General features: G+C 63.9%; 23 protein-coding genes. 12 read left to right on the top strand and 11 right to left on the bottom strand.

From position 1 onward, the window contains the following. Positions 1 to 22: 22 nt before the first annotated feature. Together AACW18_RS08930 and AACW18_RS08925 are read right to left on the bottom strand one after the other, a co-directional pair. On the bottom strand, positions 23 to 1,165 hold the full coding sequence (locus AACW18_RS08930; protein WP_218388425.1) for a 3-phenylpropionate MFS transporter: 1,143 nt from the start codon (positions 1,163 to 1,165) through the stop codon (positions 23 to 25). Between the two features lie 270 nt (positions 1,166 to 1,435). Further along, on the bottom strand, positions 1,436 to 3,529 hold the full coding sequence (locus tag AACW18_RS08925) for a TonB-dependent hemoglobin/transferrin/lactoferrin family receptor (RefSeq protein ID WP_218329738.1): 2,094 nt from the start codon (positions 3,527 to 3,529) through the stop codon (positions 1,436 to 1,438). A gap of 188 nt (positions 3,530 to 3,717) precedes the next feature. On the opposite strand from AACW18_RS08925, the gene AACW18_RS08920 reads away from it, so the two are divergent. Genes AACW18_RS08920 through AACW18_RS08910 form a run of 3 tightly spaced genes read left to right on the top strand, consistent with a single transcriptional unit; the run spans position 3,718 to position 5,719 of the window. Continuing rightward, complete coding sequence (locus AACW18_RS08920) at positions 3,718 to 4,695, top strand: ChaN family lipoprotein (RefSeq protein ID WP_218388424.1); 978 nt, start codon at positions 3,718 to 3,720, stop codon at positions 4,693 to 4,695. A gap of 25 nt (positions 4,696 to 4,720) precedes the next feature. Then, complete coding sequence (locus tag AACW18_RS08915; protein ID WP_163137114.1) at positions 4,721 to 5,275, top strand: cysteine hydrolase family protein; 555 nt, start codon at positions 4,721 to 4,723, stop codon at positions 5,273 to 5,275. A 39-nt stretch (positions 5,276 to 5,314) separates the two neighbouring features. After that, positions 5,315 to 5,719, top strand: coding sequence for a hypothetical protein (locus AACW18_RS08910; RefSeq protein ID WP_042654215.1), 405 nt, complete (start codon positions 5,315 to 5,317; stop codon positions 5,717 to 5,719). Between the two features lie 71 nt (positions 5,720 to 5,790). Here the strand turns inward: AACW18_RS08910 and hutZ are convergent, their stop codons facing one another. Next, positions 5,791 to 6,348, bottom strand: a complete 558-nt coding sequence (gene hutZ, locus AACW18_RS08905; RefSeq protein WP_042654216.1) for a heme utilization protein HutZ — start codon at positions 6,346 to 6,348, stop codon at positions 5,791 to 5,793. Beyond that, positions 6,345 to 6,857 (bottom strand): heme utilization cystosolic carrier protein HutX, encoded by a 513-nt coding sequence (gene hutX / locus AACW18_RS08900; RefSeq protein WP_218291762.1) that lies wholly within the window; start codon positions 6,855 to 6,857, stop codon positions 6,345 to 6,347. The genes hutZ and hutX overlap by 4 nt, the downstream gene beginning before the upstream one ends. A gap of 167 nt (positions 6,858 to 7,024) precedes the next feature. Between hutX and AACW18_RS08895 the strand changes: the two genes are divergently transcribed. Genes AACW18_RS08895 through AACW18_RS08885 form a run of 3 tightly spaced genes read left to right on the top strand, consistent with a single transcriptional unit; the run spans position 7,025 to position 9,702 of the window. Next, positions 7,025 to 7,864, top strand: a complete 840-nt coding sequence (locus AACW18_RS08895) for a heme/hemin ABC transporter substrate-binding protein (protein ID WP_218388423.1) — start codon at positions 7,025 to 7,027, stop codon at positions 7,862 to 7,864. Next, positions 7,861 to 8,892 (top strand): FecCD family ABC transporter permease, encoded by a 1,032-nt coding sequence (locus tag AACW18_RS08890; RefSeq protein WP_218388422.1) that lies wholly within the window; start codon positions 7,861 to 7,863, stop codon positions 8,890 to 8,892. The genes AACW18_RS08895 and AACW18_RS08890 overlap by 4 nt, the downstream gene beginning before the upstream one ends. A 15-nt stretch (positions 8,893 to 8,907) precedes the next feature. After that, positions 8,908 to 9,702 carry a heme ABC transporter ATP-binding protein gene (locus AACW18_RS08885; RefSeq protein WP_218388421.1) on the top strand — a complete coding sequence of 265 codons (795 nt, stop codon included), beginning with the start codon at positions 8,908 to 8,910 and terminating at the stop codon, positions 9,700 to 9,702. Between the two features lie 146 nt (positions 9,703 to 9,848). On the opposite strand, the gene AACW18_RS08880 is transcribed toward AACW18_RS08885, so the two are convergent. Further along, positions 9,849 to 10,457 (bottom strand): YitT family protein, encoded by a 609-nt coding sequence (locus AACW18_RS08880; RefSeq protein ID WP_042654221.1) that lies wholly within the window; start codon positions 10,455 to 10,457, stop codon positions 9,849 to 9,851. Between the two features lie 305 nt (positions 10,458 to 10,762). Between AACW18_RS08880 and AACW18_RS08875 the strand changes: the two genes are divergently transcribed. Together AACW18_RS08875 and AACW18_RS08870 are read left to right on the top strand one after the other, a co-directional pair. Further along, positions 10,763 to 12,106, top strand: coding sequence for a UDP-glucose dehydrogenase family protein (locus AACW18_RS08875; RefSeq protein WP_218388420.1), 1,344 nt, complete (start codon positions 10,763 to 10,765; stop codon positions 12,104 to 12,106). Next, positions 12,103 to 13,113 (top strand): NAD-dependent epimerase, encoded by a 1,011-nt coding sequence (locus AACW18_RS08870; RefSeq protein WP_218388419.1) that lies wholly within the window; start codon positions 12,103 to 12,105, stop codon positions 13,111 to 13,113. Before AACW18_RS08875 ends, AACW18_RS08870 begins: the two co-directional genes overlap by 4 nt. A 67-nt stretch (positions 13,114 to 13,180) precedes the next feature. On the opposite strand, the gene AACW18_RS08865 is transcribed toward AACW18_RS08870, so the two are convergent. The 3 genes from AACW18_RS08865 to AACW18_RS08855 form a co-directional block, all read right to left on the bottom strand. Then, positions 13,181 to 14,860: an ArnT family glycosyltransferase gene (locus AACW18_RS08865; protein ID WP_252994957.1), complete on the bottom strand. Its 1,680-nt coding sequence runs from the start codon at positions 14,858 to 14,860 to the stop codon at positions 13,181 to 13,183. Then, on the bottom strand, positions 14,850 to 15,215 hold the full coding sequence (locus tag AACW18_RS08860; RefSeq protein ID WP_042654225.1) for a lipid-A-disaccharide synthase N-terminal domain-containing protein: 366 nt from the start codon (positions 15,213 to 15,215) through the stop codon (positions 14,850 to 14,852). The genes AACW18_RS08865 and AACW18_RS08860 overlap by 11 nt, the downstream gene beginning before the upstream one ends. A 91-nt stretch (positions 15,216 to 15,306) precedes the next feature. Further along, entirely contained in the window at positions 15,307 to 16,047 is a 741-nt protein-coding gene (locus tag AACW18_RS08855) for a glycosyltransferase (protein ID WP_218388417.1), read from the bottom strand. 393 nt (positions 16,048 to 16,440) lie between these two features. Here AACW18_RS08855 and AACW18_RS08850 point away from each other — a divergent pair, with 393 nt between their 5' ends. The 4 genes from AACW18_RS08850 (at position 16,441) to AACW18_RS08835 (ending at position 21,334) form a co-directional block, all read left to right on the top strand. Continuing rightward, positions 16,441 to 17,247, top strand: a complete 807-nt coding sequence (locus AACW18_RS08850; RefSeq protein ID WP_218388416.1) for a lytic transglycosylase domain-containing protein — start codon at positions 16,441 to 16,443, stop codon at positions 17,245 to 17,247. 330 nt (positions 17,248 to 17,577) lie between these two features. Further along, the gene (ettA, locus tag AACW18_RS08845) at positions 17,578 to 19,245 is read left to right on the top strand and encodes an energy-dependent translational throttle protein EttA (RefSeq protein ID WP_218291754.1); all 1,668 of its coding nucleotides are present in this window, start codon (positions 17,578 to 17,580) and stop codon (positions 19,243 to 19,245) included. A gap of 146 nt (positions 19,246 to 19,391) precedes the next feature. Then, complete coding sequence (locus tag AACW18_RS08840) at positions 19,392 to 19,727, top strand: hypothetical protein (RefSeq protein ID WP_218388415.1); 336 nt, start codon at positions 19,392 to 19,394, stop codon at positions 19,725 to 19,727. 263 nt (positions 19,728 to 19,990) lie between these two features. Next, a complete protein-coding gene (locus tag AACW18_RS08835; protein ID WP_218329749.1) occupies positions 19,991 to 21,334 on the top strand; it encodes an NCS2 family permease in 1,344 nt (447 codons plus the stop codon). Between the two features lie 75 nt (positions 21,335 to 21,409). Here AACW18_RS08835 and djlA read toward each other — a convergent pair whose 3' ends face one another. The 3 genes from djlA to AACW18_RS08820 are packed head-to-tail and all read right to left on the bottom strand — an operon-like array spanning position 21,410 to position 23,947. Beyond that, complete coding sequence (djlA, locus tag AACW18_RS08830) at positions 21,410 to 22,228, bottom strand: co-chaperone DjlA (RefSeq protein WP_218388414.1); 819 nt, start codon at positions 22,226 to 22,228, stop codon at positions 21,410 to 21,412. A gap of 19 nt (positions 22,229 to 22,247) precedes the next feature. Next, the gene (gene murU, locus AACW18_RS08825) at positions 22,248 to 22,922 is read right to left on the bottom strand and encodes an N-acetylmuramate alpha-1-phosphate uridylyltransferase MurU (RefSeq protein WP_218388413.1); all 675 of its coding nucleotides are present in this window, start codon (positions 22,920 to 22,922) and stop codon (positions 22,248 to 22,250) included. After that, positions 22,919 to 23,947, bottom strand: a complete 1,029-nt coding sequence (locus tag AACW18_RS08820) for an aminoglycoside phosphotransferase family protein (RefSeq protein ID WP_218388412.1) — start codon at positions 23,945 to 23,947, stop codon at positions 22,919 to 22,921. Before AACW18_RS08820 ends, murU begins: the two co-directional genes overlap by 4 nt. Positions 23,948 to 24,004: the final 57 nt, after the last annotated feature.

The raw sequence follows: 24,004 nt of genomic DNA, 5'->3' as shown, positions 1-24,004 counted from the left end.
CATGCTCCGCGGCGAGCGTCACTCATGCCGGCGTCCCCTCGGCCGGCCCGCGCAGGCGCAGGACGAAGACCGGCAGCACCACCAGCACCATGATGAAGAAGATGCCGCCCCCCAGCGGCTCGAACAGCAGGCCGCACAGGGTCATCAGCGCCGCCACCGTCATGCCGAGCCCGAGCGCGGCATAGAGTGCCTGGGCGGGGATCAGCTGCTCGGCGGGCAACTGGCGCGTCATGAAGCGCACGGCGCCGAGGTGGCTGACGCAGAAGGTGACCGCGTGCAGCAGCTGGCCGAGCACCAGCACCAGCAGCTCGCTGGAGGCACCGAGCAGGCTCCAGCGCACCACGCAGCCGACGGCCCCCACCAGGAACAGGGTCTGGGCCCCGAAGCGGTTGAGGAAGCGCTTGTCCGCGGCAAACATGCCGATCTCCGCCACCACCCCCAGCGCCCACAGATAGCCGATGGTGGTGCCGCTGTAGCCCGCCGCCTTCCAGTAGATGGCGCTGAAGCCGTAATAGGCGGCATGGCTGCCCTGCAGCAGGGCGGTGATGAGCAGGAAGCGGCGCATGGGAGCCGATCGCAGCGTGTCCCGCAGCGACGCCTTGGCCCGCTCTCCCTGGCGATCCTGGGGCGACGGCTGCAGCGGCAACCAGCTCAGCACCAGCATCGCCAGCAGCCCCGCCACCATGGAGTGCAACACCCAGTCGCTGCCGAAGTTGCCCACCAGGGCGCCGACCAGGGTGGAGGCGACGATGAAGGCAAAGGAGCCGCACAGCCGTACCTTGCCGTAGTCGAGGTGGGCCTGCACCACCATGCGGGTGGCCAGCGCCTCCCCCACCGGCATCAGGGTCGGGTAGATGAAGTTCGCCACCAGAGTCAGCGGCACCAGCCACCAGAGGCTGTGACTGAGGTAGAAGCCGAGGAAGGCCAGCAGGCTCAGCAGACAGAGCAGCCGGGTGACCGGCAGCAGGTGGCTGGCCCCCTTGATCTGGCCCATCACCAGCAGGTTGCCGGCGAAGCGGATCGCCATCCCGGCCCCCAGCAACAGTCCGATCTGCTCGGCGCTCACCCCTATGCCCTCCAGCCAGAGCGACCAGAACGGCAGATAGGCGCCGTAGACGAAGTAGAAGGCGCCGAAGAACAGGGCTAACCAGGAGAAGGCGGGCATAGGGACTCGACCAAGGTGCATGGGGGACAAATGATAACCGATTTTGGCGCGGGGATCCCCTGGGGTAGCGGGCAGTAAAAATCATAAATATCAATAAAGTTGAACCTTTGTCACATACCCCGGTCTACTGAATAACACCTCCTCCTGGTTAGTGTTGCAATCCTTCTACCCGCCTCGTGCGGGTTTCTTTTTTGTGGCGGGCACGGCGCCGTTTTCGTTCATAAAAAAAGGGGCCATCCGGCCCCTTCTTCATCACTGTCACTTTGCGTATCAGAACACGTACTTGACGCGGGCGCTCAGGTTGCGGCCCGGCTCGGTCAGGTTGCTGGTGCTGCTGGTGGCGCTCAGGCCGGTGATGCTCTCGTAGCTGGCGTACTCCTTGTCAAACAGGTTGAAGACCCCGACGTTGAGCTGCAGATCCTCCATCGGCTTGAACTGGGCGAAGATATCCACCACGCCCCAGCCGGCGCTCTTGATGTTGTCGTTGCCTCTGGCATCCTTGCGCACCTTGTCCATGTCGTCGGCGAAGCGCAGGGCGGTGTTGATGTTCCAGTTCGGCTGCTCCAGTCGCACACCCAGGCTGCCGTTGAGCGGGCTCAGGCTGTTGATGTAGTTGCCATCCCCGTCCTTGCCGTCGATATAGGCCAGGTTGCCCCAGAGGTTGACCACGTCGTTCAACCAGTAATCGGCCTTGACCTCAGCCCCCTTGGTGGTCGCCTTGTCCAGGTTCTGGTACTGGTAGATGGCGGTACGGCCTTCAGAGCCGATCTGCACCATCTCGATGAAGTCGTCAAACTTGTTGTAGAAGGTCGCCACCTCGTAGCTGAAGCCGCCGGCGCTGCCACGCACCCCCAGATCGATGCCGTCGCTGCTCTCGGGTTTCAGGTTCGGGTTCGGCTCGATGCGATAGCCGTACGCCTGATGGTTCAGGGTCGAGAAGGCGCTGTCATACATGGGCGCCTTGAAGCCGTGGCTGTACTGGGCGAACAGGTTGGCCGCCTCGTGCGCCTTGAACACCAGACCCAGCTTGGGGGAGAACTCTCCCTCGGAGATCTTCTGCAGGTTCTCGCCGGTGTAGGCAGGATCCTCGTCCGGGGTCATCCGGTAGTAGTCGTAACGGGCACCCGGGGTCAGCACCCAGCGCTCGCCAAACTTGATCTCGTCGAAGGCCCAGAGCGCGCTGCGCTCGCTGGTGGTGGACGGGAAGCTCAGCTCGCTGTAGCCGACGAAGTCGCCCGGGGTGGCCGGCGCCTTGAAGCGGGTACGCTCGTTGTCGGTGTGCTCATACTCGACACCCCAGGCCAGGCGCTGGCTGTCGAGCGCCTTGCTGAACTTCACCTGGGCACCCAGGCTCTCCTGCTTGAAGCCGTTGTGATCCAGGGAGGTCTTGGTCACATAGGGGTTGTTCGGCTTGACCGGGTACTTGGAGGAGGCGTACTGATCCAGGGTCTGCTTGGTGCGGGTGTAATAGAGCTTGCTGTCGATGCGATCGGCCCAGGCGGTGTTCAGGGCCAGGCCGTGATCCAGCACCAGGGAGAGGTTGTCGGTGTCCTTGTCGGTGATCGGCTGCTTGAAGATGGAGCCCACCTTGGTCAGGTCGACGGCATCCGGATCCTGCCCTTCGGTGAAGTAGTCGACGGTCAGCTTCAGGAACTGATCGTCGCTGACATTCCACTTGCTCTTGAACAGCACGGCCTGGCTGAGGATGTCGAACTCGTCCTTGTCACCGTCATAGTTCTGGGTCACACCGCCATCACGCCAGGTGTAGCGCAGCAGATTCTCGAACTCGCCGGTGCGCAGGGCACCGGTGAAGCCGGCCATGTTCTGGTGGCTGCTGGAGGCATAGCCAGTGGTGGCATCCAGATAGCTGTCCCTGCCCTTGAGGAAGTCGCCGGCATCCTTGGTGGTGATGGCGATGACGCCACCCAGCGCATCCGAGCCGTAAGCGGCGGAGGCCGGCCCCTTGGCCACCTCGACCTGCTTGATCATGTCGGTATCGAAATAGGTCTGGCCGACCCCGCCGTTCTTGTAGGCGTCGTTCTGGCGCACCCCATCCTGCACTACCTTGACCCGGTTCTCGCTCATGCCACGGATGGTGAAGGTCTGGGCATCCCCCGCCCCACCCTGCACGCTCACACCCGGCTCGTAGCGGAACAAGTCGGCGACGTTGCTGACGACCTGCTCTTCGATCTGTTCGGCGGTGATGACGGCGATGGGACCTGAGACATCTTCCAGCTTCTGCTCCATCCTGGAGCCGCTGACGACCATGACTTCATCGGCTTTCTTGTCTGCGGCGAAGGCCGGGGAAACGAGGCCGGCCGCCACGGCGAGGGCAATTAGTGAGGGGGTGTTGTTGTGCGCCACTGCAAAGTCCTTATTGAGAATTATTATCAACCGTGGGCATATTACTCAGCCAGCGATAAAGATCAATAATAAAGTGAATCATTCTCATTTCACTTTGTCTCAGTTAGGTTTTACACTGGCCCCCTCTTTTTTCCTGCTCGCCATGCTGCCATCGTATGGCACAGCGCCTCGTCCACTGTGAGATTGCCATGACTCGACGACTGCCCCTGCTCGCCCTGCCCCTGTTGCTGGCCGCCTGCGCCACCCCGCCGCAGAGCGAGGCGCCCCGGACCCTCTATCACTATCAACTCAGCGAAGGGCAGAGCGAGCAGCCACTCAGCCTGGCGCAGGCGCTGGAGCGGGTGGCTGACGCCGACATAGTGCTGGTGGGCGAACTGCATACCCACCCGGCCGTGCACCTGTTGCAGGCAAACCTGCTGGCGGGTCTGGCCGAGACATCCCGGGCCGATGGTCGGGCTCTGGTGCTCTCCATGGAGCAGTTCAGCCGCGCCGATCAACCCGTGCTGGATGCCTATCTGGCCGGGCGCATCGGTGAGTCCACGCTGATCCGCGAGGGCCACGCCTGGCCCAACTACCCGAGCGACTATCGCCCACTGGTGGAGTTCGCCAAGGCGCAGCGCCTGAGCGTCATCGCAGCCAACGCCCCCAAGCCGCTGGTCAGCTGTGTCGGTCAGGAGGGGCCACAGTGGCTCGACAAGCTCCCCGCCAACCGTCGCAGCCAGCTCGCCCGCGAGCTCACGCTCAGCGATGATCCCTACCGCCAGAAATTTATGGCCTCGATGCATCATGGGGATGCCGACGGCAACGCCCGCCGCTTCGCCGCCCAGACCAGCTGGGACGACACCATGGCCGAGAGCATGGTCGACTACCTCAAACAGCATCAGGGTCGGCGCATCATGCACATCGCCGGCAACTTCCACGTGGAGGGGGGGCTCGGGATCGCGAGCCGCATCGCCAGCCGCAACCCGGCGCTCAAGGTGGCGCTCATAGTGCCGGAGACAGGATCGCAACCGGATGACAAGGTTCCCGCCGGGCGCAGCGCCGAGATCAGGGTCAAGATCTCTCCCCTGCCGGAACGCTGGCTAAATGCCGATGAAATGAAGCAAGATATGGGTGCGCTGCATCAATCCCGCAGCCGTGACTGCAGCCAATGGCTGCAACCCTAATCTTCCAGGATACGGCGGGTAAAATATGGATGTGTTACTGATCATCGATGTGCAGCAAGGGGTCATGAAAGCGACCCATCACCAGCAACCACAAGTACTGGCCAACATCAACCGGGCCGCGGCCCATGTCAGACAGCATCATGGCCGGGTCATCTACATCCAGCATGACGACCTGCCAGGGGACGAGCTGGAGCCCGGTAGCCCCGGCTGGCAACTTCACCCGGGTCTGCAACCCGCCAAGGGGGATAGCCGGGTACGCAAAACCGCGTGCGACAGCTTCCTCGAGACCGAGTTGGCCTTCCTGTTGGCCGAGCAGGCCGTCGACAGGCTGATCCTCTGTGGCAGCAACACCGATTTTTGCGTCGATACCACGGTACGCAGTGCCGCGGCTCATGGCTTTGAGGTGCTGGTGTTGAACGATGGTCACACCACCGCCGATCGTCCCCACCTGAGCGCGGCCCAGATCATCGAGCACCACAACTGGATGTGGCAGCACCTCAGCCTGCCAGAGGGCAGAAGCGTGACCCTGCTCACCACGGATCAGTTGCTCGAGGCGGCTCAGCCTGCGCTGGCGTGCTAAGCTGCCCGCCTTGAAGTGATCACCTGATTGGAGTCTTGTGTGCGTCTATTGTCTGCCGTTGCCCTTGTGCTGTTGTTACCGGCGATCACGGCCTGCTCCGGATTGCCGGGGGTGGCACCGGATGGCCCTGCGCCCCTGTTTCGCACCCATATCAACGAAGAGGGGAGCAAGCGCTTCACCTTCGAGGCCGCCCCGTTCGAGGAGTTGCCGAGCCGGTTGCAGGACGATGACAGCCGGCTCAGCCGCAACAGCAAGAGCCTGCTGGAGCGCCGCGAGGCCCTGCAGGACGAGCAGCTGACCGAGACGCTGGCCGAGCGCAAGTATTGCCACAGTGGCTACATAGTCCTCAGCCAGACCTCCTGGAAGATCCGGGGCGAGTGCAACGAGACCGCCACCCAGGCCGATCGGCTCGGCTTCCCCAATCTGGCCTCCTGGCAAGACTGAGTCAGCACGGTTCAAACCCATAAAAAAACGGGCAGCCCAGGCTGCCCGTTTTGCATCTCGTGAGTCCAGCATCAGACCGGTGCGTCGGTCTCGCTGGTCAGCTCGGCGCCGTTGTCGACGCGCTTGTGGCCTTCCACCAGGTGTACGAAGTCCACCAGCTCGTCGCCGGAGACCCGGAACGCCTGGCCGAAGCCCTTGACGAACAGGCCCTGCTCGGGCTTGAGGCGGAACAGCACGAAGTCTTTGAGGTTGGACAACCCCTTGACGATCTCGCCGAAGCGCCCCTCCAGGGCCGCAATCGCCTGGCTCCAGCGCTCGTCATCCCGCGCCACCACCTCGGCCACCGCATCGAAGGTCAGACGCTTGCGGGCGAACAGCTCGCGGGCACCAGTCTCGTCCTCGATCAGCATCAGCGATACCTTGGGCACCTGTTGCAGGTTGCGGGCATGGCGGGCGATCTCGGAGATCAGCACATAGTAACCGTCCTCCTGCAGCACGAAGGGGGCGTAGCTGGCATTGGGGTTGCCTTCGCTGTCCACGGTCGCGAGCTGCAGGGTACGGCAACCGTCACGAAACTCGCGGATCTCCGGTTGCAGACGGTTCTGCAGACGTTCCTGACGTTCACTCATGCTTTGACTTCCTCTTGATACTGGCGGCGCAGGGCCATGAAACGCTCCACCTGAGCCGGCAACAGCTGGCGCTGTTCGTCACGTCCCAGATAGACCTTGAAAATGCAGCGACCGCTGTGGCCGAAGAACTGGAAGGAGTGCCCCTCCTTGCCCATGAACAGCTTGCTGACCAGGGCCACCTGGACCACGTTGTCGAGCTTGAGGTGGCCGTGCATCTCGCCATCGCGGCCCATCAGGTTGTAGTAGCCACGGGCCGTCTTGCCCTTGGGGAAAGGCGCCTTCACCTCGAAGATGGAGCCGTCGGACTCGACGATGGTGGTCACCTGGCCCCAGCTGGCCAGATCCGCCAGCAGGGCCTCGGCCTGCTCGCCCGGTACCAGGGTCACCAGCTCGGCGGGCAGGTGGCGCACCACCTCCCATTCGCTGACCGCCAGCTGGGCGGCGATGCTGGAGGGATGGGCGCCGGGATCTTGTGCCAGCAGCTCATGAATGCGTTGTGCAATGCTCATCGGTTCTCCCTTGGATGATCTGATTCTTGTGCTCAGTCTCGCGGCGAATACTGTAATAAAGCAGAGCCCCAAATACAATTGATAATCGCTTTCATTATCAGTGCATTTTCTATCTAGGCTTGATATTCTCGGCGGCAATTCCACTTCATTTACCCTTCGGAGGTCGCATGGGCCGTCGCCTTGCCCTCGCACTCAGCCTGCTGAGCTGCGCCACCCTTTCCCTGTCCACCATGGCGCAAGAGCGCATCGTCAGCGTCGGCCCGGCCACCACAGAGCTGATCCTGGCGCTGGGCGGCGAGTCCAGCCTGATCGCCACCGATGTCAGCAGCCCCGAGCCCAAGGGACTGCCGAAGGTCGGCTATCACCGTGCCCTGGCCGCCGAAGGGATCCTGAGTCTGGCACCGACCCGTTTGGTCGGCAGCGACGAGATGGGCCCCAACTCTACACTGGATCAGCTGCGCCGCGCCGGCGTCAAGGTCGAGGTCATGGCCACGGCGCCGACGCTGGATAACCTCAACCAGCGGATCGATACCCTGTCCCAGTTGCTGGGCAACCCGGCCGCGGGGGCCAAGCTGAAGGCCGACATCGCCAGCCAGAGCGACCAGCTGGCGGCCCAGGCCAGACAGAACAAGCCGCTCAGGGTCGCCTTCCTGCTGCTGCACAAGGGCCAACCCACCAGCATAGCCGGGGGCAACACCACCGCCAGCGCCCTGGTGACCCTGGCCGGCGGCGTCAACCCGGTGGCCCAGCTGCACGACTACAAGCCAGTCTCCACCGAATCCCTGATCGAGCTGCAGCCGGATCTGGTGCTGGTGAGTGGCCGTGACTGGCAACAATATCAGAATGTCGACAGCGTGCTGGCCCAGGTGCCGGCGCTGGCCGCCACCCCGGCAGGCAAGAACAGGGCCATTCACGCCATCGACGGTCATGCCCTGCAAGGGGGCCTCAGCCTGCGCTCCCTGCAACAGGCCAACCAGATAGCCCAGTGGATCCGGCAGGGTTCATGATGCGTCTGCCATTGCCCTGGCTGCTCAGCCTCACCTGCGGTGCCCTGGCGCTACTGCTGGTCGGCTCCCTGGCGACCGGGCCCATGTCCCTGTCGTTAGCCGAGAGCCTGCAGGCCCTGTTCGCCGGCTCAGGGAGCGGGATAGAGGCGCACAAGCTGCTGATAGTGCAAGAGATCCGCCTGCCCCGCACCCTGCTGTGCATAGCGGTGGGGGGCATTCTCGGTCTCTGTGGCGCCGTGATGCAGGGGCTGTTTCGCAACCCCCTCGCCGATCCCGGCATCATAGGGGTCTCCGGTGGTGCGGCGCTGGGCGCCGCCCTGGCCATAGTGCTGCTGGCCCCCCTCGGTCAACAGCTGCAGAGCCTGCTCGGCCTCGGTCTGCTGCCCCTGCTCGCCTTCCTCGGCGGCGCCCTGACCACCACGCTTGTCTATTTGCTGGGCACCCGCGAGGGAGGCACCTCGGTCACCGTCATGCTGCTGGCGGGGGTCGCCATCACGGCCCTGTCCGGTGCTGTGATCGGGCTGCTCACCTACCTGGCCGACGATCAGATGCTGCGCAACCTCAGCCTGTGGCAGATGGGCTCCCTGGCCGCCGGCAAGCCGATGGACGTGGCGCTGGCACTGGCGACCCTGGTCGCGCTGCTGCTGCTGTTCATGCGCGACGCCAACCCCCTCAATGCCCTGCTGCTGGGCGAGGGCGAGGCGCGCCACCTGGGAGTGAACGTGCAATCCCTCAAGCGGCGGCTCATCCTGCTCACCGCCGCCGGGGTCGGCGTGGCGGTGGCGGTGGCGGGCATGATCGGCTTCGTCGGCCTGGTGGTTCCCCACCTGGTGCGGCTGCTGGCCGGCCCCAACCACGTCCGGCTGCTGCCGCTCTCGGCCCTGCTCGGTGCCGCCCTGCTGCTGGGGGCCGACATGCTGGCCCGCACCCTGCTGGCCCCGGCCGAGCTGCCGGTCGGTATCATCACCGCCCTGCTCGGCGCCCCCTTCTTCATCTGGCTCTTGGTCAAGAGTCGCCAGACGCTGTAACAGGAGATCGTCATCTTGCCCGGATCATCCCCATCGCCCCTGCTCGACTGCCAGGATGTCAGCCTGTGCCGGGGGGGGCGCCCCATCCTGGACAGGCTCAGCCTGTCGCTGCAGTCCGGCACCCTGACCGCCCTGCTCGGCCCGAACGGGGCGGGCAAGAGCTCGCTGCTCAAGTGCCTGACCGGCGAGCTGGAATATGACGGCGAGATCCACCTGTTTGGCCGCGCGCGGCAGGCCTGGGCCGGCACCGAACTGGCCCACCGGCTCGGGGTGCTGCCCCAGAGCTCGTCCCTCAGCTTCCCGTTCCTGTGTGAGGAGGTGGTGGCCATGGGGCGACTGCCCCACGCCGAACCCGGCGCCCGTCGCGACGAGATAGTGCAGGCCGCCATGACCCATGCGGGGGTCGAACACCTGGCCGGTCGCCTCTATCCCGGCCTGTCGGGCGGGGAGCGCCAGCGGGTGCAGTTTGCCCGGGTGCTGGCCCAGATCTGGCAAGCGCCGGACGAGCCACAGGCCCCCCGCCTGCTGCTGCTCGACGAGCCCACCTCGGCACTCGATCTCAAGTACCAGCATCAGCTGCTCACCATGGCGCGCGCCCTCGCCGGCCGCAACACCGCCGTACTGGTGGTGCTGCACGATCTGAACCTGGCGGCCCGCTACGCCGATCGGCTGGTGATGCTGGAGCAAGGGCGGCTGATGGCGGACGGCCCCCCGACCGAGGTGCTCACCCCCGAGCTTATCGCCCGTCTCTATGGCTACCCGGCCCAGGTGCTGCACCACCCGGACACCGGCCTGCCCATGGTGGTGTGACCGCGAATGGCCAGCGAAATGCAGAAACAAACAGAGCGCCATGGGCGCTCTGTTTGTTTCTGCTGATGGTGCCGCTCTGGCGATCTGGTGACGACCCGGCTTGTCATTACACGCCAGCACCGGAGTGCCGCTGCCTTGGTGCCTGATCAGGCGATCTGATAGCGGCCCGGCTTGTGATTGAGTGTCAACACCAGGTTACAGATGATGGCCGCGACCACGGAGAGCCCCAGCAGCCAGGGGGAGACCACGAAGAAGGAGGCGATGACTATGGTGCAATCAAGCCCCATTTGCAGCTTGCCTGCCCGGATGCCGCACTTGTCCTGGATAAACAGCGCCAGGATGTTGAAGCCACCCAGGCTCGACTTGTGGCGGAACATGATGAGCAGCCCCATGCCGATCAGGGTACCCCCGATCAACGCCGCGTAGGCGGGGTCAATCTTGCCGATCTGCAGCACGGCGTTGAGGTGATCCGTCATGAAGGAGACCGCCGCCACCGAGGCGAAGGTATTGAGGGTGAAGCGTGGCCCCATCCTGAGCCAGGCCAGGGCATAGAACGGCAGGTTCATGCCGAAGAACAGCAGGCCGAAGCTGAGGCCGGTGACCTGCTGCAGCAGCAGCGCCAGGCCGGCGGTGCCGCCGGTGAGCAGCCCGACCTGGTGAAACAGGAAGATGCCGAGTGAGACGAAGCCTGCCGCGGTCAGCAGGGCGAGCACATCCTCATAGAGCGGATGCACGGAGCGGGGGGTGTTATCCATAACCGGTGTCCAATAGCGAAGTGAAAAGAGTGTCTTCTGGCCCTGTCTGGCGGGCGCGAGCCCAGTGGTCAGGGCTTCGTTATGGCCACAGTGTCCATTTTGAGTGAGCCAGATCACAAGAGCGGGCTCGGACGCCCCAAAGTGGTGCGCGTCAGCGCTGCGTTACAACCCTTGCACCAAAATCTCCCACTCCCCTGCCCGAGCCTGACTCCAGCCTGAAAAACCAGACACAAGCCGCTGCCCGACGCCCCGAATCGTTCTAGAATGGATGCCTTGCAACTGCCTGCATCAAGGAGCAACAGCAGATGAGAGTCGCCGTATTCGGGATAGGTTATGTGGGGCTGGTTCAGGCCGCCGTGCTGGCCGAGATGGGTCACCTGGTGACCTGTGTGGATGTGGACGCGGCCAAAGTCGAGCGCCTCAAAGAGGGCATCATTCCCATCTTCGAGCCGGCCCTCGCCCCCATGGTGCAGGCCAACCATCAGGCCGGCCGCCTGCACTTCACCACGGATGTGGCCGAGGGGGTGGGCTTCGCCGAGCTTATCTTCATCGCTGTTGGCACCCCGCCGGATGAGGACGGCTCGGCCGATCTGCAGCACGTGCTGGCGGTGGCCGGCACCATAGGCCGCCTGATGCAGGGCAGCAAGGTGGTGGTCAACAAGAGCACTGTGCCGGTCGGCACCGCCAGCCGGGTGCGCCAGCATATCGCCGGCATACTGCGTGAGCGCGCCGTCGACTTCCCGCTCGAGGTGGTCTCCAACCCGGAGTTCCTCAAGGAGGGGGCCGCGGTGGCTGACTGCCTGCGGCCGGATCGCATTATCATAGGCACCGACTCGGCCCATGCCCTCTCCCTGCTCGAAGAGCTCTACGCCCCCTTCAACCGCAATCGGGATCGCATCATCCACATGGACCTGCACAGCGCCGAGCTGACCAAGTACGCCGCCAACGCCATGCTGGCCACCAAGATCTCCTTCATGAACGAGATGGCCAATCTGGCGGAAAAGCTGGGGGCCGACATCGAATCGGTGCGCAAGGGCATAGGTGCCGATCCGCGCATCGGCTACCACTTCATCTATCCCGGCTGCGGCTACGGCGGCTCCTGCTTCCCCAAGGACGTCAAGGCGCTGATCCACACCGCGGGCGAGATCGGCTGTGATGCGCCCCTGCTGCGCTCGGTGGAGCGGGTCAACGATCGCCAGAAACACAAGCTCATCGAGCGCCTGCAGCAGCACTTCGGCGCCGATCTGACGGGGCGCACCTTCGCCCTCTGGGGACTGGCCTTCAAGCCCAACACCGACGACATGCGGGAGGCGCCGAGCCGGGTGCTGATGGAGGCGATCTGGGCCGCCGGCGGCAAGGTGCAGGCGTTCGATCCCCAGGCCATGACCGAGGCCCAGCACCTCTATGGCCTGCGCGACGATCTGACCCTGTGCGGCACCCAGGAGGCGGCGCTCAAGGGGGCGGACGCCCTGCTCATCTGCACCGAGTGGCAGCAGTTCCGCGCCCCGGACTTCGAGCTTGTTCAGCGTACCCTGAAGCAGGCCGTCATCATCGACGGCCGCAACCTCTATGATCCGGCCCGCCTGCGCCAGCGCGGCTTCACCTACTATGCCATCGGCCGGGGCGACAGCCTGGAGCAGACACGATGAAGTATCTGGTCACCGGCGCCGCCGGCTTCATCGGCTTCCATGTGGCGCAGCGGCTCTGTCGCGACGGCCATCAGGTGGTCGGCATCGACAACCTCAACGACTACTACGAAGTGAGCCTGAAGGAGGCACGGCTGGCACTGCTGCTGCCACTGCCCGGTTTTCGCTTCGAGCGGTGCGATCTCGCCGATCGCGCTGCCATCGCGGCCCTGTTTGCCCGCGAGAGTGCCCACGAGAGATTCGATCGGGTGATCCATCTGGGGGCCCAGGCCGGGGTGCGCTATTCGCTGGACAACCCCTTTGCCTATGCCGACAGCAATCTGAACGGCACCCTCACCATCCTCGAGGGCTGCCGCCATCACGGGGTGCAGCACCTGGTCTACGCCTCCTCCAGCTCGGTCTATGGCCTCAACGAGCAGATGCCGTTCAAGACCTCGGACGGGGTGGATCACCCCGTCTCCCTCTATGCGGCGAGCAAGAAGGCCAACGAGTTGATGGCCCACTCCTACTCCCACCTCTATGGCCTGCCCACCACTGGCCTGCGCTTCTTCACCGTCTACGGCCCCTGGGGACGGCCCGACATGGCGCTGTTCAAGTTCGTGCGCGCCATCCTGAGCGATGAGCCCATCGACATCTACAACCAGGGTGCGCTTAGCCGGGACTTCACCCACATCGACGACATAGTGGAGGGGGTGATCCGGGTCGCGGACAGGCCTCCCCAGGGCGACCCGAGCTGGCAGGGGGCGGCTGACGCCAGCCCGGCCCCCTACCGCCTCTTCAACATCGGCAATGGCAGCCCGGTGCGGCTCATCGACTTCGTGGAGGCCATCGAGGCGGCGCTCGGCAAGCGGGCCATCCGCAACCTGCTGCCCATGCAGCCCGGGGATGTGCTGGCGACCTGGGCCGACACCGAGGCGTTGTTCGATGCCACCGGCTACAGGCCCCGCGTGGCACTGCCTGAGGGGGTCGCCAGCTTCGTCGACTGGTACAAGGCCTACTATGGGGTCTGACCGCGAATCAACGGGCTGAAAATGAAGAGGGGCTGCCACTGGCAGCCCCTCTTGCTGGGTCCCGGCCTCAGGGATAGCTGAACGGTTCCAGCTTGGGGGTCAACCCCTGGCATGCCGGCTTGATGGCGTCCGCGCCCGCCAGCAGCCAATCGGTGCGATGGCGATTGCCGAGGTTTTCCATCTTGTTGGGCTCGAAGCACAGCACCATCAGATCGGCGGCCCCCAATATCCAGCGTCCGGGAGCGGCCGCCACCCAGGCCGCCGCCTCGCGGGCCTGCTCCCCATCCGGCATCTGATAGGAGTAGTGGCGCAGCGGCTGTTGGCTGAACAGCAGGTGCTGCTCCTTGAAGCCGGCCAGCAGCAGCTCGTCGCCCGCCGGCACCTTCTGGGCCGCCAGTGCCATCACCCCTTGCGGCGTGCGCATGTCGTTGAGCCGCACGCAGATCCAGGTGGAGTAGATCAGCCAACCCACCGCCAGCGAGCAGAGGATGGCGCTGAGCGGCGCCCGCCGCAGCAGGGCGTTGATCAACAGCAGTGCCACCCCCAGCGCCAGCAGGGGGATCCAGGGGGCGGGCCCCAGTTCGCCCAGCTTGCTCGCCAGCTTGTCACTGAAGGCCAGTGCCAGCGCGCCACCCAGCCCCACTATCCCCAGCAGCCAGCCGAGCCCGCCCAACAGGCGACCCGGCCAGACCCGGGTCAGCAGAGTGCCGATGAAGGGGGCGGTCAGCAGCGCCAGCGCCGGGGTGCCCGGCGTGACGTAGACACCACGCTTGCCTGGCGACAGGGAGAAGAACAGCACCACCAGCACCAGGTAGCCGAGCAGCAGTATGATGCGCTTGTCCTGCCCCTGCACCGCCTTGCGCCACTCCAGCACCAGCCAGGGCAACAACAGGGAGAGCGGCAACCAGAACGGCGGGATCACCGAGGTGAGGTAGTACCAGAAGGGTTTGACGTGATGCCAGGCGTTCGCGTAGCGGGTCACCGTCTGGCGCAGCAGTATGTTGTCCCTATAGGCCTGCAGTATGGGATCCCCGCTCTGGGCCACGGCGAGCAGCATGGGTACCAGCCACAGGCCGATGGCCAGCAGCATGAACAGCGGCCCCGCTAGTGCCTTCAGCCAGTCGGCACGGGAGGCGGCGCGGATCTTCTCCCTGTGGGTCCAGATTGCCGGGAGCAGGATTAGCAGGGCCACCAGCCCCACCCCCTTGGTTATGATGCCGAGCCCGGCGGCAAACCAGCCGAGCCAGTACCAGCGCCAGCCGCCGTCACAGAGCAGGAAGCGGACGAAGCCGTAGACTCCGAGGGTGATGAAGAAGGTCACCAGCGCATCGATCTGGGCCGTCTTGGCCTGCAGGGTGAACTGGACGGTGAACAGCAGCAGCAGCCCGGCCATGAAGCCCGTCGCCGGATTCCACAGACGGCGGCCCATGTCCCACACCAGCAGTATGGTCAACAGACCCGCCAGCAGGGAGGGCAGCAGAAACGCCACCTTGATGGAGCCGGTCAGTAAATACCCTATCGCTATCCCCCACATGAACATGGGGGGCTTGTCCGGGTAGATCTCGCCGCCACGCATGGGGAAGAGCCATTGGCCGCTCTCCACCATCTCCTTGGCGATCAGCGCGAAGCGCGGCTCGTCGGCGGGCCAGGGGTCCCGCAGGCCGAGGCCGGCCCCCAGCACGATCAGGGCGATCAGCAGCAGCCAGCCGAGGGAGCTCTGATTGAGCAGTGAGCGGTCATTTACCATGGCGGATCTCATTGTCGTTGACGAGCTTGTCCCGCTTCCAGCCCCGGTGCTGGATATCCAGATAGAGGCTGTAGAGGGCGGTGAAGGTGGGGAAGAGATTCTGCAACACGCCGACGGAGTCCTGCTTGGGCGAGAAGACGAAGTAGCTCAGGGTCATCAGACTGCCGAGCACGCTCATGTACCAGAACATCCGGGGGATGACGGGTCGGCCGGCACGTTTGGAGGCGACGAACTGCACCAGCCAGCGGCCGCCAAACATCAGCGCCCCCGTGTAGCCGATGATCTTCCAGCCGGTGACATGCAGGCCGGTCCAGTCCAGCCAGTCCAATGGCATCGAGAGCAGGGCATCGATCATATCAGCCACCCTTGCACACGATGATTGATGACGGCCAGATGCGGTCTGGACCCATTGCACCAGCCCAACGACATGAAGAACAAGGTAGCCATCACTCGAGGATCTCCCTTACCTCGACCACCTTGGAGCGGCGTTGCAGCCACCAGACGCCGACCACGTCCACCAGCCCGACCCAGAGCCGGTTCCAGACCCCATACTTGGAGACGCCCGCCTGGCGCGGCCTGTGGTTGACCGGCCAGGGTGACATGCGGCCCCCCTGGGCCTGGATCAGGGCCGGAATGTAGCGGTGCATGTGGTTGAAGCCGGGCAGACGCAGATACCACTCGAGTCGCACCACCTTGAGACCGCAGCCGGTATCCGGGATGCCGTCACGCAGCAGCAGATCGCGAAAACCGTTGGCCAGCCTGGAGGAGAGCCGCTTGACCCAATCATCACGGCGATTGACCCTGTGGCCAATGAGCCCCACCTGGTTCTTGTCTGCCGCGAAACGGCGCTTGGCCTCCTCCAGCATGGCGGGGATGTCGGCCGGATCATTCTGGCCGTCCCCGTCGAGCACCACCAGCCAGTCACCGCGACCATGGCGCACGCCACTGAGCACCGCCATGCTCTGGCCGACGGCCTTGCCATGGCGAACCACCCGCAACCGGGGGAAGCGCGCCTTCAGCTCACACAGGACGGCATAGCTGTCGTCCTCGCTGCCATCATCCACGTAGATCAGTTCGTAGTCGTATTTCCCTGCCAGAGCGGCATCAATCTCACCGATGAGGGGAGCCAGATTGTCCCGCTCATCCTTGGCGGGCACCACTACAGATACATCGATTGAATCAACCATATGAGCTTCCCGACTATGACAAAGGATGCAACCCATGCTGTTGCCTGCACTGTGCAAACTGTCTCAACAGCTTAGTTAACATCATGTAAATACAAGGTGTTAGAGGGCAATGATGGCAGTTTATTACCCCAGAACTGATAAATCCATCAACTCGAATAAAGCAACATGATTTCCACCATCGGGCCGGCCTAGCTGCCCGTCATGGCACAACCCGATCAGGTATTTTCCTCTTAGCTAAAAGTTCCATACCGTTTTCATCTCTGATGACTGAGCACATAACCACATGTTCCATCCCCTGGCTGGCGGTCACCCCATATCGGACCTATATCTTCCGGATGCCAATACGAGGTATCCATCATGCAGAGACTCTGCACTTGGGGTTGGGGACTCCTGATGCTGCTGACCACGACAGCACCCCATGCCGAGTCGTTTCGCCAGGCCCCCAAGGCGATGGGCGCCTTGCGCCAGGGCGCCGCCATGGAACGCAGCAACCCGCGGCAGGCCATCGCCTATTACTGCACCGCCGCCAGCCTCGGCAACCCGGAAGCCTACTTTCGCATCGGCCGCCTGTTGGCCCGCGGACCACAGGACATCCGCAACACCCGCCACGCCAATGCCTACCTCGCCATGGCCATGCGCCTCGGCAACCAGCAGGCCGCCCGCTATTACAACGAGCGGGTGGGTAATGCGCCGCTCGGCACCTGCGGCGTCGGTGGCGGCGGGGGTGCCCCCTGGATACGCCCCTCGACCCCCTTCGATCAGGATAGCTACCTGGCCAGGCAGTCCATCACCAAACAGCGGCTGGCGGTTCTCATCCGTCAGGCGGCTCACCGCCACAAGGTCAATCCCCAGCTGGCACTGGCCATCGCCATCGCCGAATCGAATCTGAACAGCCTCGCCGTCTCACCCAAACGGGCGCAGGGCGTCATGCAACTCATCCCCGAGACCCAGCAACGCTTCGGCGTGACCCGGCCGTTCGATGCGGAGCAAAACATCCGGGGCGCCATGATCTATCTGAAATGGCTGGAGAAACAGTTCGGCCCCGACTGGGTCAGGATCAGCGCCGCCTACAACGCCGGTGAACAGGCCGTGGTCCGCTACGGTGGCGTCCCCCCTTATCAGGAGACTCAGGAGTATGTGCAGCGGGTGCTCTATTACTCCGGACACAAGCAACCCAAGGAGGCGCGAGCGCCACGCTGATGACTCTCGTTGGCGCGGGCAGCCCCATCCGGAGAGAGACTCCACAGTCCAGACCGAATCCTATCGACCTAGGCTTAAGGAAAAATTAAGCCGGTGCTCCAGACCCCTTTCCCAGCGAGCTACCCGCCACAGTGGCACTCCCCCTCCCCCTGCCCCGGGCTCTCCCGCCCGGGAGGGGCAACCGGCTGGCCACTTTGCCGCCCCCTTCCCATTGGTTTACAATCGACAGGTTTTTTGGAACCGGGTTGGCCTGCGCCGACCAGGCCCCACCACGACATCAGTCTGTTAATGCCAAGACATTAAGCTGCTGAAAAGGAAGAGAATTAGCCAATGGCTCAATTTATTTACACCATGAACAGGGTCGGCAAGGTCGTGCCGCCCAAGCGTCATATTCTCAAGAACATCTCCCTCTCCTTCTTCCCGGGCGCCAAGATTGGCGTATTGGGCCTGAATGGGTCTGGAAAATCAACACTGCTGCGCATCATGGCGGGGATCGACACCGAGATCGAGGGGGAAGCCCGTCCGCAACCCGGCATCAAGATCGGCTACCTGCCCCAGGAGCCCAAGCTGGATCCGGAGCAGACCGTCCGCGAAGCGGTCGAAGAGGCGGTCGGCGACGTCAAACGCGCCATGGCTCGCCTGGACGAGGTCTATGCGGCCTACGCCGACCCGGATGCCGACTTTGACAAGCTGGCCCGTGAACAGGGCGAGCTGGAGGCCATCATCGCCGCCCAGGGCGGTCACAACATGGAAAACCAGCTGGAGCGCGCGGCCGATGCCCTGCGCCTGCCGGCCTGGGACGCCAAGATCCAGCACCTCTCAGGTGGTGAGCGCCGCCGCGTGGCCCTGTGCCGCCTGCTGCTGGAGAAGCCGGACATGCTGCTGCTGGACGAGCCGACCAACCACCTGGATGCGGAATCCGTAGCCTGGCTGGAGCGCTTCCTGCACGACTACGAGGGCACCGTGGTGGCCATCACCCACGATCGCTACTTCCTCGACAACGTGGCGGGCTGGATCCTGGAGCTGGACCGCGGCGAGGGCATTCCCTGGGAAGGCAACTACTCCTCCTGGCTGGAGCAGAAAGATGCGCGTCTGGCGCAGGAAGCCAGCTCAGAGGCGGCTCGTCGCAAGTCCATCGAGAAAGAGCTGGAGTGGGTTCGTCAGAATCCGAAGGGCCGCCAGGCCAAATCCAAGGCTCGTATGGCGCGCTTCGAGGAACTCAACACCAACGACTACCAGAAGCGCAACGAGACCAACGAGCTGTTCATTCCGCCCGGACCCCGCCTCGGCGACAAGGTGGTGGACGTGGCGAACCTGTGCAAGTCCTACGGTGATCGGCAACTGATCGACGATCTCTCCTTCTCCATTCCGAAGGGAGCCATCGTCGGCATCATCGGCCCGAACGGGGCCGGTAAGTCCACCCTGTTCCGCATGATGTCGGGTCAGGAGCAGCCGGACTCCGGCACCATCACCCTGGGTGATACCGTGGTGCTGGCCTCGGTGGATCAGTTCCGCGACAGCATGGACGACAAGAAGACGGTGTTCCAGGAAGTGGCCGACGGTCAGGATATCCTGCGCATCGGCAGCTACGAGTTCCCGAGCCGCGCCTATATCGGCCGCTTCAACTTCAAGGGCGCCGATCAACAGAAGCGGGTCGGCGAGCTGTCCGGTGGCGAACGTGGCCGTCTGCACCTGGCCAAGCTGCTGCAGACCGGCGGCAACGTGCTGCTGCTGGATGAACCGACCAACGATCTGGACATCGAGACCCTGCGCGCCCTGGAGAACGCCCTGCTGGAGTTCCCGGGCTGTGCCATGGTCATCTCTCACGATCGCTGGTTCCTCGATCGTATCGCCACCCACATCCTGGACTACCAGGACGAGGGCAAGATTGCCTTCTTCGAAGGCAACTTCACCGAATACGAAGAGTGGAAGAAGAAGACCTATGGTGCCGATGCGGTGCAACCACACCGAGCCAAGTACAAACGCATCACCAAGTAAGTGAGCCTTGTGATGGAGCGAGGTGGCCCAACCGCACAGCTCCAGCTATACAAGTGCATCAGAACGCGTGACAAGGGGAGCCCAGGCTCCCCTTTTTGCTGCCTTTTGCTTACAATCTCCCCGCTTCCCCCTACCGATGCCAACCGATGACCCAGACCAGCCCTACCGCGAAGAGACTCACCATCCAGATCCGGATCGAACCCGGCTGCCTCGGGCCGGATGGCAAGGCACACATAGATACCTTCTGCACCGCCGCCGGCCGGGTCTTCGCCGCCCTCGAGCCCGAGCGACTGAGCTGGGTGCTGCTGCCGCGCCATGACAAGCAGTTGCCCGAGCAGGAGTTCCTCTTCGAGGGGCGCAAGCTGAGCGAGGCGCAGGCCAGCCTGCTGCTGCAGCGCATGGGCCTGACCCTGGCCGCTCTGCAGGAGCGCAGCGATGCCATGCTGGCCCAGCTGGTCGAGCGCTACTTCAAGACGCTCTGAACCTTCCCCCGATGGCAAACGGCCTCTATCGAGTTCCATTTTTTTCGCTCAAATAGCAAACGTTTGAATTTTTGCTCTATTCATTGATCCGTCTCGCAGATCCGGGGTTTGTAAACGGCGCCGCCTGTGTGAAAATGTGCGCGCTGTCACGGTATCAGGACGAGTCTGGTCACTCAGTCGCCAGAAACAGGGCCATTTACCCCTCATGGATGGGATTGGCCGTTCGCCTGCTGCTTATTTCACGTCACCCATTGGAATCCAACATGAATCAACAACACCAAGCTGCCAGCCAGGCCGCCGGGCAAGGATTGCTTGAGCGCCTGTTTGCCCTGCGAGGCCATGGCACCACGGCCCGCACCGAGGTCATCGCCGGCATCACCACCTTCCTGACCATGGTCTACATCGTATTCGTCAACCCGCAGATCCTCTCCAACGCGGGCATGGATACCCAGGCGGTGTTCGTCACCACCTGCCTCATCGCCGGCATCGGCAGCATCCTGATGGGCCTGCTGGCCAACCTGCCCATCGCCCTGGCCCCCGCCATGGGCCTCAACGCCTTCTTCGCCTTCGTGGTGGTGGCGGGCATGGGCTACTCCTGGCAGGTCGGCATGGGCACCATCTTCTGGGGCGCGCTGGGTCTGCTGATCCTCACCCTGCTGCGGGTGCGCTACTGGCTGATCGCCAACATTCCGCTCACCCTGCGGGTCGGCATCACCGCCGGTATCGGCCTGCTCATCGCCCTGCTCGGTCTGCACAACGCCGGCATAGTGGTGGCGAGCCCGGCCACCATGGTGACGGTGGGCAACCTCACCTCCCTGCCCTGCCTGCTGGGCTTTCTCGGCTTCTTCCTGATCTGCATCTTCTCCGCCCGCGGCGTGCACTCCGCCGTGCTGATCGCCATCGTGGTCACCACCACCCTGGGCTGGCTGTTTGGCGACGTGACCTTCAAGGGCTTCGTCTCCATGCCGCCGAGCATCACCCCGGTGTTTGGTCAGCTGGATCTGATGGGCTCGCTGGACATCAGCCTCGCGGGGATCATCTTCTCCTTCATGCTGGTCAACCTGTTCGACTCCTCCGGCACCCTGATCGGGGTCACCACCCGCGCCAAGCTGGCCGATGAGCAGGGCCGCTTCCCGCGCATGAAGCAGGCGCTGGTGGTCGACAGTATCAGCTCGGTGGGTGGTGCCTTCATGGGCACCTCCTCCGTCACCGCCTATATCGAGAGCAGCTCGGGCGTCGCCGTCGGTGGTCGCACCGGCCTGACCGCTATAGTCGTAGGCGTGCTGTTCCTGCTGGCGATCTTCTTCTCCCCCATCGCCGCCATGGTGCCGGCCTATGCCGCGGCTGGCGCCCTCATCTACGTGGGCGTGCTGATGTGCTCCGAGCTGACCAAGGTGAAGTGGGAAGACCTGACCGAGGCGGTGCCGGCCTTCATGACCGCTGTCATGATGCCGTTCAGCTTCTCCATCACCGAGGGGATCGCCGTGGGCTTCATCTCCTACTGCGTGATGAAGGCGGGTACCGGTCGCTGGCGCGAGATCAACCCATGCGTGCTGGTGGTCGCCTTGCTGTTCGTGCTGAAGTTCGTCTGGATCGACGCCCACTAAGCGCCGATGACGCAAACAAAAATGCCAGTCTCTCGACTGGCATTTTTTATGGCTGACGCGCAATGACCCGGCTGGTTAGCGGATGCCGCGCGCCTCGCGGATCCACTCCCAGGCCTGCTGGATCTCCTGGGTCTTCTCCTTCGCCATCTCCATCATCTCCGGCGGCAGCCCCTTGGCGGCCAGCTTGTCCGGGTGGTGCTTGCTCATCTCCTTGCGATAGGCGCGCTTGATGTCCTGATCGCTGTCGCTCTCGCTCACCCCCAGCAGCTGATAAGAATCCTTGAGACGATCCGCCGAGGGGGCCTCCTGCCGGTATTGCTGCTGCCCGCCGCCCTGCTGCTGGCGGTGGAAGAAGTTCATCTGCGCCTCGGCCATGGCCAGGATGCGGCCCAGCTCGATGCGGCTGAAGCCGAGCTCATCGGCGATGGTCTGCAGTATGGCGCGCTCATCGGCCTCGACCCTGCCATCGGCGAAGGCGGCCTGCAGCTGCACCTCCAGGAAGAAACGCAGTATGTCGCGCTGGCCGAGGCTGGCCCGGCGAAACTCGGCCAGGGTCTCCCGCAACGGGAAGCCGCTCTCCTTGCCCTGACGGAACGACTCCTGTGCCCGCACCCGTTGCTCGCCGGAGAGCCGCATCCTGTCCATCAGATTGGACGCCACCCGGATCTCATGCTCGGTGACCTGGCCGCTCGCCTTGGCGATGTGACCCATGACGGCGAAGGTGGCGTGAAAGAACACCGCCTGCTGTTGCTGGCTGGGTGCACGCCTAAACGCCCCCTGGATACCCATGCCCCGATCGAAGCGATGACCAATCCAGAGGCCAAGCAGGGCACCGAAGATGTTGCCGAGCAGAAAACCGAAGAAGGCGCCCAGCACCTTACCCCAAATACGCATGGTTCAAGACCTCATGATGTTAATGAGTGCGTCCTTGCACTTGCAGTTGTTCATCCAGCTCGCGCAACCGATCGACGGTACCGATATCCCGCCATTCGCCGGCCAGCAGGGCACCGCCGACCCGGCCTTGCGCCATCCAGTCGCGCAACAGGGGCGCCAGTTTGCGCGCCCCGGTTGCCAGTCCGGCAAAGGCGGCGGGCCGATAGAGCCCGACGCCGCTGAAGGTCAGCGCCGGTGTATCCAGCACCCGGCCGGCTTGCAGGGAGAAATCGCCCTGAGGATGTTGCGTTGGATTAGGTACCAGCCAGAGGTGAGCCAGATCCTCCCCCAGCGGTTGGTTGACCAGGGTGCGATAATCCAGATCGAGCCAGGTATCGCCGTTGATCACCAGAAAAGGCTCGGGGCCGAGCAGCGCCAATGCCTGCACTATGCCACCGGCGGTCTCCAGCGCACTCGCTTCGGCCGACCATTGGATGCTCACCCCGAATCGGCTACCGTCCCCCAGCGCCTCCACCAGCTTGTAGCCGAGCCAGGCGTGGTTGATGACCAACTCTGTCACGCCAGCGGCCTTGAGCCTCTCGATATGGTGCACTATGAGCGGCTTGCCCCCCACCGCCAGCAGCGGCTTGGGCAGCGCGTCGGTCAGCGGGCGCATGCGCTCGCCACGGCCCGCGGCCAGGATCATCGCCTTCATGGCTGCTCCCCGGCGGCTCGTGCTTCTGCCACTTGGGCCAGGCCCGGCAGCACTATCTGCCGCAACCAGGCGCCGAAGCGGGCCAGCACCGGATAGTCGGCGCCGTGCAGCTCGCACACCTCCACCACATAGCCCAGAGTACGGGGGATATCCTTGAGGTAACCTGACTTGCCATCGCGATGATAGAGCCGGGTGAAGATGCCCGCCGCCTTCAGGTGGCGCTGCATGCCGGTGAGATCGGCATGGCGACGGAAGCTGGCATAATCGAGCCCGCCGAGCAGCCGGGCCTGACTCAGAACGTCGTAACCCTGGCGCATGCCCTGCTCGATCACTTCATCGGGCCAGCGCACGTAGCAATCCTTCAGCAGCGAGACGAGATCATAGCTGAGGGGACCTATGACCATGTCCTGAAAATCGATGATGGCAAGCGTGCTGCCAGCCGGGGTCGGCTCACCGCAGACCATCAGGTTGCGGCTGTGGAAGTCCCGGTGCATCACCCCCTGGGGCTGGGCCAGGTTGTTGGCGGTGAGGCAGGCGAAGGTATCGTCCAGCAGCTGTTGCTCGTCCTCGCTCAGGACAAGTTGCAGGTGCTGACCGAGCAACCACTCGGGGAAGATGGCATCTTCACGGGCCATGAAGACGGTATCGAATGGCTCAAGCGCCAGCTCGACCGCGCAGAGCCGGGGCAGCAGCGCTATGGCCTTGCCATACCAGGCCTGCACGCTGTGCGCGTCAAGGCAGCCGATGAGCTGAGTATCGCCAAGGTCCGTCACCGCCAGCAGGCCCTGCTCATAGTCCACCGCCCTGACCTCGGGGGCCAACAGTTCCATGGCGTGCAGGGCGGCGGCATTGCGGACGAATTCATGATTTTTTTCGGTTTTCGGATTAGCATCCACCCACACCAGGCCGCCGCCACGGAAGTAGCGGCGAAAACTGGCGTCACCGGAGATCAGGGTCAATTGAAGGTTGGCATCACCGGATATCCGGCGCGCCCATTGCAGTAACAGGGAATTGCGATCATGCATGAGTCGGGGACCAAATTGGAAAGCAGCACTTGGCTGTTAGCCCTGGCCGCAATAATG

It is taken from the genome of Aeromonas sp. sia0103 (assembly GCF_963895295.1).
GTDB classification, from domain to species: Bacteria; Pseudomonadota; Gammaproteobacteria; order Enterobacterales; family Aeromonadaceae; genus Aeromonas; species Aeromonas encheleia.
This window is presented reverse-complemented; position numbering and strand designations above follow the sequence as displayed.